The 15,396-nt window shown below is 43.8% G+C and carries 6 protein-coding genes; 5 read left to right on the forward strand and 1 reads right to left on the reverse strand.

The window, feature by feature from the left end; translation table 11 throughout:
- Window positions 1-61 precede the first annotated feature (61 nt).
- Window positions 62-2,125: a thioredoxin domain-containing protein gene (locus PMG71_RS17325; RefSeq protein ID WP_283754965.1), complete on the reverse strand. Its 2,064-nt coding sequence runs from the start codon at window positions 2,123-2,125 to the stop codon at window positions 62-64.
- Between the two features lie 95 nt (window positions 2,126-2,220).
- On the opposite strand from PMG71_RS17325, the gene PMG71_RS17330 reads away from it, so the two are divergent.
- From PMG71_RS17330 to PMG71_RS17350, 5 genes are all read left to right on the forward strand, one after another.
- Window positions 2,221-4,752, forward strand: coding sequence for a CHAT domain-containing protein (locus tag PMG71_RS17330; RefSeq protein WP_283754966.1), 2,532 nt, complete (start codon window positions 2,221-2,223; stop codon window positions 4,750-4,752).
- Window positions 4,753-4,966: 214 nt separating this feature from the next.
- On the forward strand, window positions 4,967-8,791 hold the full coding sequence (locus PMG71_RS17335; RefSeq protein ID WP_283754967.1) for a PAS domain S-box protein: 3,825 nt from the start codon (window positions 4,967-4,969) through the stop codon (window positions 8,789-8,791).
- A gap of 44 nt (window positions 8,792-8,835) precedes the next feature.
- Window positions 8,836-10,671: a two-component system response regulator gene (locus tag PMG71_RS17340; protein ID WP_283754968.1), complete on the forward strand. Its 1,836-nt coding sequence runs from the start codon at window positions 8,836-8,838 to the stop codon at window positions 10,669-10,671.
- Between the two features lie 87 nt (window positions 10,672-10,758).
- A complete protein-coding gene (locus tag PMG71_RS17345; protein ID WP_283754969.1) occupies window positions 10,759-13,023 on the forward strand; it encodes a sensor histidine kinase in 2,265 nt (754 codons plus the stop codon).
- Between the two features lie 8 nt (window positions 13,024-13,031).
- Window positions 13,032-15,362, forward strand: coding sequence for an ATP-binding protein (locus tag PMG71_RS17350; protein ID WP_283754970.1), 2,331 nt, complete (start codon window positions 13,032-13,034; stop codon window positions 15,360-15,362).
- Window positions 15,363-15,396 lie beyond the last annotated feature (34 nt).

Here is a 15,396-nt window from a genome sequence, read left to right on the forward strand (position 1 = left end):
TGATGATTGATTGAGGTTTAGTTGATGGTTTGGGTGGGCAGTGCCCACCCTACTTTTGGGATTAAGATCGGGTTTGACATTGCCTTAACTGACTGTGCAATTCCTCTAGGGAGGTTGCTGGTTTTTTACAGGAGAGTCCTTGACAAACAAAGGCGATCGCGCCTTCGGGTAAGGACTGTACTTTTTGAATCATTACGGTTGGTAAATAGAAGCCCCTGAGCTGCTCTAGTTGGTCTTCGACTATCCGCACTAGGGTACAATTGCGATACCAGTCTAGGGCAGCAAATAAACTGGGACAAGCTTGGGGAGATTTGGCTAAAATGGTGCTAAAGGCGAGTAAGCCTTGTTCGGCGCGATCGAAATAATCTAAGTTTTCGGTTAAGAGGAAGAGGCGCACTAAATTAGCAATGGCGATGCCATTGGCTGCGGGGGTGGCATTATCCATATAACTGCGTTCTTGGATAATGAGATCGTCAGTTTTGACGCTATTATAATACCCGCCTAATTCTACACTCCAGAGTAGGTCATCAAATTCGGCTTGAATTTCGATAATTTTGGCTTGTAGATTGGGAATTTCTCCACTTGAAGAACACCATAGACTGGCTTGCTGAATGTCTAAGAGGGCTTTAATCAATAGGGCATAATCTTCGGATTGGGCTAAAATATCGGGGATACCTTCATAGTTGAGGCGATGACAACGACCATTCACCCATTGATTTTTGAGGAGAAAGTTGGCTCCTTGAATGGCTAAGTCGAGATAATCGGGACGTTGCCAAACTTTGGCGGCTGCGGCTAACCCGGATAATATTAAACTGTTCCAGGAGAGGATCATTTTGGTGTCGGTTACGGGGGGAATGCGTCCGGGCCAAGTTTGGGTTTTGGCTTCTTGGTTATTGCGGGCGGGGGGAAAGGTTTCTAGGGTGTTGAGATCGCTTCCATAGCGCAGGGTAAAGAGTTTGCTAAGGGCGGTTTCTAGGGTGTCTGAAAGGGAGCCTTTTTGGGTGCGCTGTAGGACGATTTTGCCTTCAAAGTTTCCGGTTTGGCTAATGTCAAAGTGTTGTTTAAGTTCGGCAAGTTCTTCTGGAGTTAACTGGCTTTCTAATGTGCTATATTCCCAGGTGTAAAAGTCTCCTTCTTCGGGTTCTAGGGCGGTGGATGAGGTGAAGTTATCGGCATCTTGGGCGGCCCAAAAGTAGCCTTGGGGGTTGGTCATTTCTCGCTTTAACCAGGTGACGGTGGAGGCGATCGCCCTTTGGATCGCCCCATCCTGTATTCCTGCGTCCCACAGGTGTGCCAGATATTCCATAATCTGACCATTGTCATAGAGCATTTTTTCAAAGTGGGGAACCGTCCAAGTGCCATCAACGGTGTAACGGTGGAAACCTCCGGCTACATGGTCGAAAATGCCCCCCAGCACTAGGTCATAGCCCCTCTGAGCGCAAGTTTCTAGGCTATCTTGGGGGGGAGTCGTCCGGGCAAAACGGGTGGCTCTGAGGGCGGTTTCGGCGTAGGGAATCATGGGAAAATTGGGGCCCATATCCCGCGATCTGAGGATACTGAGGCTGGTGGAGAGTCCTTGTTGTAAGAGATCTTCGCCTAATTCTCCGCTTGCGGGAATGGTGGCTGCTTGGTGCAGGGCTTCGGCGATCGCCTGTTTGCGACTGGCTAATTTTTCCCTTTCGCGATCGTAGAAGGTTCGCAAAGCCTGCAATACTTGTAAAAATCCGGGCCGACCATAGCGGGGTTCTACGGGAAAATAGGTTCCGCCATAAAAGGGAATGCGATCGCCAGGAGTCAGGACAATATTTAGGGGCCATCCCCCCTGTCCCGTCATCATTTGCAACGCTTGCATGTAAATGCTATCCACATCGGGGCGCTCTTCTCGATCGACTTTAATGGGCAGAAAATTAGCATTCATATAGGCAGCAATTTCTGCATTACTAAAGGCTTCCCCTTCCATCACCGTACACCAATGACAGCTTGAATAGCCAATCGACAGAAAAATCGGTTTATTGTCCTCTTTCGCTGTTTGCAGTGCTTCATCACACCAGGGCCACCAGTCGATGGGATTTTCAGCATGTTTGCGGAGGTAGAGACTTTTGGATTGAGCCAAACGATTGGTCATTGGTCTATGATGGATGAATACAACAACATTTTGTGTATTCTAACTCAGATTAAGATAAATTTGAGAAAAAATTGACTCATCTTAACCTTTTATTTATGCAAAAATCTATCCTATACATTTTGTTTTTCAATGCTCTAATTTTTCTGCCTTCCGTGAGTTGGGCAAATCCTACGGAACAGTTGCGTCCCGTTTATGAAAACATTTTACAAACCTATCCCCAGGAGTTGGAGCAAGCCCAGCAACTCGGCGATCCTCTCTTTCAATTGGGTGTACTCAATAAAGCTGCCGTCGCCCATCAATATTTTGGTGAATTTGAGCAAGCGATCGCCCTCTATAAACAGGCCCTTAAATTAGCACAGCAATTGGGAGATGAAGACATTCAAGGAAGTATTCTCTGGAATTTAGCGACCATTCATAGTAAGCTGGGAGACATCTATGGCATCGGTTTTTTAGAATCCCAGTTACAAGGGGCTTCTACCCCTTCAACTCGCAAGGTCATCCTCAAATATTTGAGCTTGGCTTATATGCAAAAAATCGATTATGAAAAAGTTATTTTATTGCGTCAAGAATATGTAGACATCGTGCGAATGATAGGCACAAAAGAAGAAGAAATTGAAGGACTCAATAATTTAGGATTAGCATACTTTGCTAATCGCGATTATAGCCAGGCGGTTCAGGTACAAGAGCAAGCTTTGGCTTTGGCAGAATCCATACAAAATGTAATGCTTAAAGGGGGGGTTTTGGTTCACCTAGGAATTAGTTATAGTCGCACTAGAGAACCAGAAAAAGCTCTACAAACGTTTGAGGAACTTTTAGCTGTTGGAGAGATAACAGGGAATGATTTCCAAGTCGATCAAGCCTTAAAAGCGTTGAGTGAGTATTATACTCTACAAGGAAATTACGATCGCGCTCTATCTTTGCAGCAAAAGCGCTTAACTCTGATTCGGAAAAATAATGATTTTGCCTTAGAATCTTTTGCGCTACAAGATCTGGGTAAAATCTACTATTGGTCAGGAGATATAGAACGGGCCATTCAACTACAAACTCAAGCCTTAGAGATTCTAGATAATGGATTTAAACAACAACAGCAAGAAAACCAAATCGCTGGGGATGCTCTAGAGTTTGCTCGTTTTTCTTCTCAAGCCTTGGGTCAAGAAATGTTGGGCTTTTTACTGTTGCAAACTGAAGAGTTTGAAGCAGCCAAAGCAAGATTTTATCAAGCCATGCAAGGATATGATGCCCAGCGTAACTCAATTTTGTCTACTCTGAATTTTACGAATTTATCTGAAGATGAAATTAAGATATTTACTTACGATCAATCGACAGATATTTATCGCCTGTTGCAGCAAATTGCGATTCTAGAAAAGAAACCTCTGGAAGCGCTAGAATTATCCGAGGCTGGTCGCGCTAGAGCTTTGGTTGATTTATTAGTGAGTAAATTAGGAACCGATCCCAATTCGATCGCGACTGCTGAACCGCCCAATATCGAGCAGATTAAGCAAATTGCCCAACGGGAAAATACAACATTGGTCACTTATACGGTTCAATATGAATATGGTCGTTTTTATCAACAGGGCCCTGGAGAATGGTTAACATCCGATCCGCTAGAAAGAATAGCTACTGAGTTATATGTTTGGGTGATTTCTCCCCAAGGAAAAATTGAGTTTCGCCAGATTCCTCTGAATTTAAATTTAGATGAGTTGGTGCAAAAAGCGCGGGTTTTTATTACTTTGACGGGGGCTTCTCGTCGCCGACTACCTCCAGGGGAGCCTTTGAAAGAACTGCATGAGTATTTGATTAAACCTATTGCTGATTTACTCCCCCAAGATCCGCAGCAGCGCGTGACGTTTATTCCTCAAGATTCTCTATTGTTAGTTCCCTTTCCTGCTCTCCAAGATCAACAGGGAACTTACTTGGTAGAAAAGCATACGTTGATGACTTCCCCTTCGATTCAGGTGTTAGATTTAACTCGTAAAAATAGATATCGGAATGAAGATCGACGCTCTGATACAAAACCGGCTTTAGTGGTGGGGAATCCCACCATGCCAGAGATTGAGTTAGAAGGGGGTAAAATTACGGTGCAATTGGAGGATTTACCAGGTGCAGAACGGGAAGCGGAGGCGATCGCCACTTTATTGAATACAGAACCCTTAATTGGCGATCGCGCAACCAAAGGGGCAGTTGTCTCTCAAATGCAATCTAGCACTACGATCCATCTGGCTACCCATGGACTCCTCAATGATATGGGAGGGCTTTTGAGTTCCTTAGCTTTAGCTCCAACGACTGGCGATCGCGGTTTTCTGACTGCCAAAGAAATTGCTCAACTCTCCCTGAAAGCCGAATTAGCCGTACTGAGCGCTTGTGACACCGGACGGGGAACCATTAACGGTGATGGGGTCATTGGACTCTCACGGGCCTTTGTCAGTGCGGGAGCAGAAGGGGTATTAGTCTCCCTATGGGCAATTCCCGATCAGCCCACTGTAATGGTGATGACTAACTTTTATCAACAAATGCAGCAAGGAGAAGATAAGGCCAGTGCCCTACGTGAAGCCATGTTACTCACCCAACAGAAGTTTCCTGAACCCCGTAATTGGGCAGCTTTTACCTTGATTGGGGTATCTGAATAGATTCAGAATGTAACCTATATGACTAACTTCACCTGCTTTTGAACGGATTATGAAGTTCTGAAAAGTACCCAAATTTACTTAAATTAACTCGGTTAGGAAAACCGATTTAAATTTGATATAACAGAAAACAAGCGCCCAATTGACAAAAATGCCAATTCTACAGGATTCATTTTGAATAGTAAATATGGCGTAAGCCCTCGACTCTCTGGCTATTATGCACCCGTCTAATTCCCAAATAGCGACTCTTACAGAGGATGAGTGGATTGATTTTCATCCTCTAACCCTAGAGCCTCAGATGCTATTGTCAGAGGCGATCGCCCATTGGCAACTCTATCAGCAGTGTCAACCTGTACCCAATCCGCCCTCCTTAGCTTTAGTCGTCCAAGACCAGCGCTTAGTCGGCCTGTTGCATTTGTCTCGTTGTCTACCTTACCTCATTGCCCCAGAGAGTGCTGAAAAGATTACCGTTGAGCAACTGATGGAACCCGAAGGCATAACGCTAGAAATTGCTGATGGAGAAACTTTCAGCACTCAAGATTATCTCTCAACCCTAATTGCATACTTCCAGCAACACCAACTTACCCACCTGCCTTTAGTTACTCCAAGTCGTAAATTAATCGGTCTCGCTCGTCTGTCAACTCTATTACAAAATCTGAGTAAACGAGCTGAACCCAGATTACCTCATTCCTCTTTCTCTTCCCAGACAGCTTTCGATCAAACCTTTAGCCAAGCCGTCATTGGGATGGCTCATATTGACTTACAGGGACACTTTATTGAAGTCAATCAGACATTTTGTGATTTAGTGGGGTATTGCAGTTCAGACCTGATTCATCACTCTTTTTTTAAACTCATGGTTCCTCAGAACCTCCAGAGTTCAGACCATCATAACTATGAAGCCGTAACTCGACGCTATTTAGACCGACTGTTAAGTGGTACATTACCCTTTATTAGTATTGAAAATAACTATTGTAGCCAATCGGGGGTTCAAAATTGGGTCAATATTACGATATCCTTAGTGCGTGATTTATCTGGAGAGCCAGCTTACTTTCTCAGTACGATCCAAGATATTAGCGATCGCAAGCTCTTAGAACAAAAGTTACATAGTTCCGAAGCTGAACTGCGATCGGTTTTTGCCGCCATGACTGAAATTGTCCTAGTTATGGATCGTGACTCAGAAGTAATAAAAGTTTCTCCCACTTGTCCCGCCCTATATTATCAAAACAATACCGATCTCATTGGAGAAACCATTAATCAGATCATTTATGGAGACTATCGTTCAGAACTCATGCAACACTTACAAACCGTTGCTAACCAGAAAAAAAGCCTCAATTTTGAATATCAGTTAATCCTAAATAAACAAACTTTAGGATTTGCTGCCACCCTATCTCCAATGCCCGAAAAGAAAGTCATTTTTGTGGCTCGTAATATTACAGAAAAGCAACAAAGCGAAGAACAGCTAAGACTCCTGAAAAGATCCGTAGAAGTTTCTGATAATGGTATTTTAATTAGTGATGCCCAAAGACAGGATCTACCCATTATTTATGTCAATCCTGCCTTTGAAAAAATTAGTGGATATTTCTCAGAAGAGGTACTCGAAAACCCTCTTTTGTTTCTGTATGAGAACAGATTGCAGAAAACAGAATATAACACCATAAAAAAACAGATCGCTCAAGGAAATAGTTTTCAGTTTACTTGTCCAAGTTATCGTAAAAATAACCAAATATTTTGGAGTCATTTATCCCTATATCCCTTACGAGATCCCATGGGAAAATTAACCCATTATGTTATGCTTCAGTCTGACATCACAGATCGCATTAGTGCAGAAGAAGCTTTGAAAAAGAGCGAAAAACGCTGGCAACTCGCTCTCAAAAGTAACAATGATGGTATCTATGATTGGGATTTAGAAAAAAATACCATCTTTTATTCCGCACGCTGGAAAGAAATGTTGGGTTTTTCTGAATCAGAAATTAGCGATCATCCTAGCGAATGGATGACTCGTTTACATCCTGATGACTTTGAACAAGTCATGTTTACTAATCTTCATTATCAGCCCAAGGAAGACAACCCCCTATTTACCATTGAATATCGGATGCGCTGTAAAGATGGAAGTTATAAATGGATTTTAGATCGGGGTCAGATCCTGTACGATCGTCAAGGAGAAGAAATCAGAATTATTGGCTCATACACCGATATTACAGAACGCAAAGAATCTGAAGAAAAGCTCCGAGAATCTCAGCAACGCTTAGAATTTTTAGTCGATCAAACCCCTTTAGGGGTAATTGAATGGTCAGTTGATTGGCAAATTGTAGAATGGAATAAAGCTGCCGAACGTATTTTTGACTATCGTCGCTTAGACGTTTTGTCCTCTCCCCATAGCTTTGAGATTTTATTTACAGAATCTAAAAAAACTCAAGCCTATAATTTAATGCAAGCCTTAGAAGCAGAAGAAGATACCACCTATGCTATTTGTGATAATGTAAGGCGCTCAGGGGAAAAAATTGTCTGTGAATGGTACAATACTGTCCTCATGGATCGCCAAAATAATGTCATCGGTTATGCTTCGATGATAGCGGATATTACCGATCGCAAACAAGCAGAAATTGCCTTAATCCACGCCAAAGAAACTGCCGAATCTGCCAACCAAGCCAAAAGTAACTTTTTGGCGAATATGAGCCACGAGTTAAGAACCCCATTAAATGCCATCTTGGGATTTACTCAATTGATTGACCGCAGTCCTAACTTAGACTCTGTTCATCGCCAGCAATTGCGGATCATTAATCGGAGTGGAGAACATTTATTGTCCTTAATTAATGATATTCTAGAAATGTCAAAAATTGAAGCTGGTAAAATCACCCTAAACGAAAGTCAATTTAATTTATGGACGTTGTTAGATACCCTCAAAGAAATGCTACAAATTAAAGCGGAAAGTAAAGGGTTAACCTTGGCCTTAGTTTGCTCTTCTGAAGTCCCAGAATATGTAGAGGGGGATGAAAGCAAACTGCGTCAAATTTTGTTAAATCTGTTGGGTAATGCCATTAAGTTTACCCAACAGGGAGGCGTAAAATTATCAGTTTCAGCAGTTCCCTTACCAGAAAACTCCCGCTTAAGACTCAGCTTTGACGTGAGTGATACCGGCCCGGGAATTGCTGAAGAAGACCTAGATAGCCTATTTGAACCCTTTGTACAAACCGCAGTCGGCCGACAATCTCAACAAGGAACCGGATTGGGATTACCCATTAGTCGTCAATTTGTACAATTGATGGGAGGAGATATTCAGGTTTTCTCTCAAGTTGGTTTCGGCACTCAATTTACCTTTGATTTACTCCTCAAACCGATTTTAAATCAACCCCATAGCCTCAGAACTTCCAGTCGAGTGATTCATTTAGCCCCCCATCAACCGAGCTACCGTATTTTAGTGGTGGATGACTCCTTAGATAATCGGCTCCTCTTAGAGTCTTTATTAAAAAGTGTAGGTTTTGAAGTACAACTAGCCAGCAATGGACAAGAGGCGATTTCTGTTTGGGAGACCTGGAATCCCCATCTCATCTGGATGGATATTCGGATGCCTGTAATGGATGGACTACAAGCAACTCAGTATATTAAATCTCTTACTCAAGGACAATCGACCCGGATTATTGCCCTAACTGCCAGTGCTTTTGCTGAAGAACGGGAACAAGTCTTTGCCGTAGGATGCGATGATTTTCTCAGTAAACCTTTTCAAGATCAAGAATTATTTGAAAAAATTACCCAACATCTAGGTGTGGCCTATGTCTGTGATTATGTTGATCGTACCTCCCCATTATCGGTTTCAAACTCTGATGAATCGGCCACTCAGACTTCCATCAAATGGGATCTGATGCCCCAACCTTGGTTAGAAAGTCTTTACCAAGCGGCGCTAGAAGCTGATGCTGAAATAATTTTAGAATTGATTGAAGAAATTTCCGAAGATCATTCAAATATAGCAGAATACTTGAATAACTTGGTTGATAATTTTGATTTTGAATTAATCACTAAAAACTTAAATTTAGTGTTATATTAAGATCGGCTAAGTCAACCCAGAAAACAAGAATAAGTGGTGAATTCATGGTTTTTTATAACTCAGAAGATTCTAATAAATACAATATTTTACTGGTTGATGACACTCCAGAAAATTTACGTTTGCTCTCTGATTTACTGAGTCAACAGGGTTATAAAGTGCGGAGTGTTATGAATGGTAGAACAGCGATTAAAGCAGCTCAGGCAAAACCGCCGGATTTGATTTTACTTGATATTAATATGCCCCAAATGAATGGGTATCAAGTCTGTCAGGAACTTAAAATAATTGATGAAACTCAAGAAATACCGATTATATTTATCAGTGCATTAAATGAGGTTTTTGATAAGGTTAAGGCCTTCCGAGTGGGAGGATGTGACTATATTAGTAAGCCCTTTCAAATTGAAGAGGTTCTCGCAAGAGTCAAACATCAATTGAAACTGAAAACAACTCAAAATGAACTGAAAGATTTAAATTTAAAACTCGAAGCACGAGTTCAAGAACGAACGCAAAAACTGCAAGAAAGTAATCAAGCCTTAAGCCAAGAAATTCAGGAACGCAAGCGAATTCAGCAGAAACTGTTGGATATGGCTCTTCATGATTCCTTAACGGGACTACCAAACCGGGCTTTATTTATGGAACGACTCGAATCGGCTATCCAAGGTCTCAAGATGAGTTCAGATCGCCAATTTGCCGTTTTATTCCTAGACTGCGATCGCTTCAAAGTAATCAATGACTCCCTCGGCCATCTCGTCGGCGATCAACTCCTCCAGGCGATCGCCCAACGAATCAACAGCCTCCTAGATCCCAACATGCTCCTCGCTCGCCTAGGCGGAGACGAATTTACCATACTCATAGAATCGACGGGCAGCCTAGAAGAAGTTCAAAACCTAGCAGAAACCATCCTCAAGAGCCTCTCCTACTCCTTCCAACTCCAACACCACGAAGTCTTTATTAACGCCAGTATCGGCATTGTCCTCAGCCATCCGGACTACCACAAACCCGAATATGTCCTCCGAGATGCCGACACCGCCATGTACAAAGCCAAAGCCATGGGTAAAGGACAATACCATGTCTTTGACCCCACCATGCACGAATTGGCGCTCAAACGGCTCAACCTAGAAACCGCACTCCGCAAAGCCATAGAACACCAAGAATTTCTCATTCACTACCAACCCATCATTAACCTGCAAACGGGTAAAATCAGTGGATTTGAAGCCCTCGTGCGCTGGCAACACCCCCAAAAAGGACTGATCAGCCCTGGAGAATTTATCCCCATCTGCGAAGAAACCGGACTGATCAACGACATTGGCTATTGGGTCTTTCAGCAAGCCTGTCATCAACTCAAAATCTGGCAACAAACCCTCAAAAATGACAGCCTTAAAATCAGCATCAATCTCTCCGTCCGCCAATTCTCCCAAATAAACCTAATGGAAAAAGTGGCCGAAACCGTCACCCAAACCCAGATTTTGCCCCAGTGCCTCACCATGGAGATCACCGAGAGTGCCTTGATTGAAAACCCCATGCACGCCCGCACCCTCCTCCATGAAATCCGAGATCGAGACATTCACATTTCCCTAGATGACTTTGGTACGGGCTACTCTTCCCTGTCCTATCTCCATACCCTACCCATCGATATTCTAAAAATCGATCGCTCCTTTATCAACACCCTCAGTCAAGACCCCTCAGATCTTGGCCTGATTCCCCCCATTATCCAAATTGGCCAAACCCTGAACATGAAAGTGGTCGCTGAGGGCATAGAAACCCCAAAACAACTGGAAATCCTCAGACAACTCAACTGTGATTTTGGCCAAGGCTATTGGTTTGCCAAACCCCTCAATATCAGAGAAGCGACTGCCCTGCTGCAATCTAATCCCCAATGGTAGACTTCTACGATAAGCTATAACCGTGACCACTCAAAGCGGCATCTACACCCCTCATCCCTAGCATGAATTTTCTGATTCCCTAGAAGTATGTCCAGATCTCCCTTCTTCCCCATCCTTTTAGTCGCTCCGTTATGCCTCTCAAGTGCGATCGCCATCGGACTAAGTGCATGGGTATATTTAAGAAGCGGACTCCCCATCCCTCCAGCCATCCAGTTAACCTGGATAACTCTCCTCTTAACCACCGCTTTAGGAATCAAAAACACCTACACCTTACACCGTCAGCTTCGCCAACCCCCTAAAACCCCCTCACCTCCCCCAGACAACGATCAACATCAGCCCCCAGAAGTCTCCTCCAACCTCCTTCTCACCCTAGAACAGACCTTAAATACCACAACTGACTTTCCCAGCACCCTCCACCTGATCCTCGAACAAATTTGTCAACTCACCGGTTGGACTTATGCCGAGGCCTGGATTCCCACGGCTGATAAAAGCGCCCTCCAATGTAGTCCCATCTGGTACAAAAATACCCAAACCCTCTCCCCCGATCATCTCAATACCCTACAAGACTTCCGCCACTACACCGAAGGCCTCATCCTCCTACCCGAAGAAGATATCCCCGGACAAGTCTGGCATAGTAACCAACCCCAATGGTTTGGGAACCTCTCCCAAGATAATGATATTTTTTCTAGGGGAACCCTAGCCCATAAAGTCGGTCTAGGAGCTGCCTTTGGCCTGCCAATTCCCATCCCTGCTCAAGAAACCTTAACGCCTAACCTGATTCCTAGACGGTCTGCCACCTTGGGAATTTTAGTATTCTTTACCCATTATTCGTCCTTCCAAGATCCCTACTGGGTAAAACAACTCTCCTATCGGGCCCTCGACTTTGGTCGCATTCTCCATCAAAAACAAGTCACTACAGAATTCAAAACTCTCTTCAGTGCGATCACTGATGTAATTTTGGTCTTTGATGCCCAAGGCTACATCCTGAATATTGCCCCGACCACTCCCAAACCCCTTTACCAAATGCCTTCCCACCTGATTGGTAAAAGTGTACAAGATATCTTTGAATCGGAACAATCAGCGACCTTTATCAATTGGATCTGGGAGAGTTTGAATACTCAAACCACCCTACAAACCGAATATCAACTCATCATAGAAGATCAAAGCCTGTGGTTTTCTGCCACGATTGCCCCGATTACGGATGCCTCTGGCATGGGTGATGCTGTCATTTGGATTGCTCGTGATATTACTGAGCGCAAAGAAGTGATGGAAGCCCTCTCTAGGGCTAAGGAAGTGGCAGAAACGGCCAATCAGGCTAAAAGTAATTTTTTGGCAAAAATGAGCCATGAATTGCGTACTCCCCTCAACGCGATTCTAGGGTTTACACAGGTGATGATCCGCCATTTGAGTGCTAATCCTACGGCTCTGAGTCCGGCTCAAATTGAAGAGCATTTTGGTTATCTGAAAGTGATTCATAACAGTGGGGAACATTTATTAGACCTGATTAATGATTTGTTAAATTGGTCAAAAATAGAAGCCGGAAAAATGGAACTCCATCAGACTCGCTTCAATTTGTACGATATGCTCAGTACCCTCTATCAAATGTTTAAACTTAAAGCAGATCATCAAGGGTTAAATTTGTCTTTTGATGTTTCGGCTAAGGTTCCTCCTTTTATTGAAGCCGATTCGGGAAAATTGCGCCAAGTGTTTATTAATTTATTAGGTAATGCTCTCAAGTTTACTCCCCAAGGGGGGATTAATGTGCGGGTAGATTTCTCCCATGATAGAACCTTGGAGGAGGCAACCTTAGTCTGTGAAGTTCAAGATACCGGAATTGGGATTGCGCCGAGTGAGTTGAATCACTTATTTGAACCCTTTGTACAAAGTTCGAGCGATCGCGGTTTTCAAGAAGGAACGGGTTTGGGTTTACCCATTAGTCAACAAGTAGTCGAACTGATGGGAGGTGCGCTAACCGTAGAATCGGAGGTAGGAAAAGGAAGTAAGTTCCGGTTTACTCTACCTGTCAAACTCGATGTTTCTTTAGTCTCCACTGTCCCTTCAGAACCCATAGAGTATTCCATACCAGCCCATCTCAAACCCCTGAATACAGATTTGGAGATCAAACCGCAACTCTTTGAAATCGAAGATCTCAGTTATGTTCAATCCTCAGATTGGATAAAACTGCAACAAGCAACTTTAGCGGCTGAAGAAGAATTACTCCTCAAATTAATTGATGAAATCTTTATTCCTAACTCACAGATGCGTGAGTGTCTGACTGAATGGGTTCATGATTTCCAATTCGATCGAGTCCATCAGTTAATTAGTGAGCAACTCTCTCAACAGGTAAATTGATGATCGCAATGGGTAACATAACTCGTCAGATCAAACAGCAGTGGAATCGCATTAGGTTAGGGCGTATCCGGGACAAGATCGGATCGGGTTATGTGTTAGCCATTGGCACAGGATTAGCGGGTTCCTTAGTTGGCTTGGTGGTGGCGGATTATTATCAAGGACAGGGAATTCTACAATTGGCGGATGCGAATATTCAGGCTCAATTGTTGGTTCATTTCCAGGTGGAAATTGAGCGATCGCAGCGACTCGCCCTTTTACTCACCACTGTAGTCGGCGATCGCCAAGCTCTAGAACTCTACCAAAACAGTCTCAAAGACAACCTAGGGCAGATCGACACCATCCATCAAAACCTACAAACCTTTATCACAGGTAATCCCGCCTGGTTAGCCGTTCCTGTAGAAACCTTTGGGCCATTTTTAGACCAGTATATCCAAGCCTTAGCCCAATATAGCGATCGCATCCAACAGATTATTAACCAACCGAATATTTCCTTAGAAGAGCAGAACAATCAACTCAGATCCCTGATTCTCTCCCAACAACAAGAATTAGAAGACTTAGCCACTACCCTCGATCGAATGCTGATCATGGCTCAACAGCAAGCTCGGCAAGCCGAAGTCGAACTCGAAAATGCCCAAGGTCTAGAAAAAAGCATTATTATTACCAGTAGCCTCTTAGCCGTGGCGATCGCCGGTTGGATCGCCCTACGCACCACCCAAGCCATTCTCAGTCCCCTAGAAAAACTCACCCACTTAGCCAGCACCGCCACCCAAGACGAAAACTGGCAACTCCGAATACCCATCCACACCCAAGACGAAATCGCCACCCTGGGTAAAACCCTCAACGCCCTCATGGAAAGAGTACAAACCCATACCGAGCAACTCCTCCAAGCCAAAGAAGCCGCCGAAAAAGCCAATCAAGCCAAAAGCATATTCCTCGCCAAAATGAGCCATGAATTGCGTACACCGCTCCATGCCATTCTCGGATTCACCCAAATTATGGTTAAAGAGCAAAACTTACCCGGCAAACATCAAGAACAACTACAAACCATCTACAGCAGTAGCCAACATCTACTCGGCCTAATTAACGACATTTTAGACTTATCCAAAATCGAAGCCGGAAAACTAGAGCTTTTACCCCACTCCTTTAGCTTACCCACATTCATCCATCATTTAGAAAGTATCTTACTATTCAAAGCCAAAAAGAAAAGCCTCGATCTCCAGATCGAAATTCAAGCAAATGTCCCCGATCAACTCTACACCGATGAACAGAAACTACGCCAAATCCTACTCAATTTACTCAGTAATGCCATAAAATTCACTGATCAAGGCGTAATTTCCTTAACCATCGCCCTTGCCAATCAACCAGACACTCTAGAATTTACCATCTCCGACACCGGTATGGGGATTGCCAGCGAAGAATTAGACCAACTTTTTCAACCCTTTGAACAAACCCAAAGTGGCAAACAATCCCAGGAAGGAACTGGACTAGGATTAACCATTAGCCGCCAATTAGTCCATCTCCTCGGAGGAACCCTCACCGTATCAAGTCAACTCAATCTAGGAACCGTCTTTACGTTTGATCTCCCCCTCATCTCTAATCCACAGACAACAGAACCCATACCTAGAGTCGAGCGCAGAATTCAAGGCATTGCCTCCACAGACCAAACCTATCGCATTTTAGTCGTGGATGATAAATGGGAAAACCGGGAAATTCTCCGTTGCTTGCTCACTCCTTTAGGCTTTGAAGTGCAAGCAGCCACTCAAGGAGAAGAAGCCCTTGCGCTGTGGGAACAAGAATCAGTAGATTTGATTTTAACCGATATTCGGATGCCCATCCTAGACGGTTATGGTCTAGTCGCCACTATCCGTCAACGAGAACAGCAACGTGCCCTCACCCCTGTTCCCATCATCGTCACCACTGCCAGTACCTTTGAAGAAGAGCGTCAGCAGATGTTGGACACCGGATGTAATGATTTAGTCCATAAACCCTTTCCTGAATCCCTAATTTTAGAGAAAATTGCTCAGTATTTAGAACTAGAATATACTTATGAATCAGAACCAGAAAGTGATGCTGATCCCAACTCCCCCCCTCAAGCTGCCCAATTCTCCCTTGCAGATGCCATGGCCCAACAACCGATAGAATGGATTGCAGCCTTACAAAAAGGAGCAACTGAAGCCGATGCCGATCTTATTGTGCCCTTGATCGACCAACTCCCCACCTCTCAATTAGAATTGAGACAACAGTTAGGTAATTGGGTCGATAATTTCCAGTTTGAAGCGATTTGTGAGATAACAGAAGAGTGTATTCGCCAAGAAAGTCACCAGTTTATTACTCGCTAATATATGCAATTGTTAAATTTTATAGTGTAGCTTA

Origin of the sequence: Roseofilum acuticapitatum BLCC-M154, from assembly GCF_030068475.1 — a bacterium.
GTDB classification, from domain to species: domain Bacteria; phylum Cyanobacteriota; class Cyanobacteriia; order Cyanobacteriales; family Desertifilaceae; genus Roseofilum; species Roseofilum acuticapitatum.

What these genes read in the sequence shown, in the direction of transcription:
- PMG71_RS17325 (WP_283754965.1), bottom strand. Translation starts at nt 2,125, where the DNA reads ATGACCAATCGTTTGGCTCAATCCAAAAGTCTCTACCTCCGCAAACAT.
- PMG71_RS17330 (WP_283754966.1), top strand. Translation starts at nt 2,221, where the DNA reads ATGCAAAAATCTATCCTATACATTTTGTTTTTCAATGCTCTAATTTTT.
- PMG71_RS17335 (WP_283754967.1), top strand. Translation starts at nt 4,967, where the DNA reads ATGCACCCGTCTAATTCCCAAATAGCGACTCTTACAGAGGATGAGTGG.
- PMG71_RS17340 (WP_283754968.1), top strand. Translation starts at nt 8,836, where the DNA reads ATGGTTTTTTATAACTCAGAAGATTCTAATAAATACAATATTTTACTG.
- PMG71_RS17345 (WP_283754969.1), top strand. Translation starts at nt 10,759, where the DNA reads ATGTCCAGATCTCCCTTCTTCCCCATCCTTTTAGTCGCTCCGTTATGC.
- PMG71_RS17350 (WP_283754970.1), top strand. Translation starts at nt 13,032, where the DNA reads ATGGGTAACATAACTCGTCAGATCAAACAGCAGTGGAATCGCATTAGG.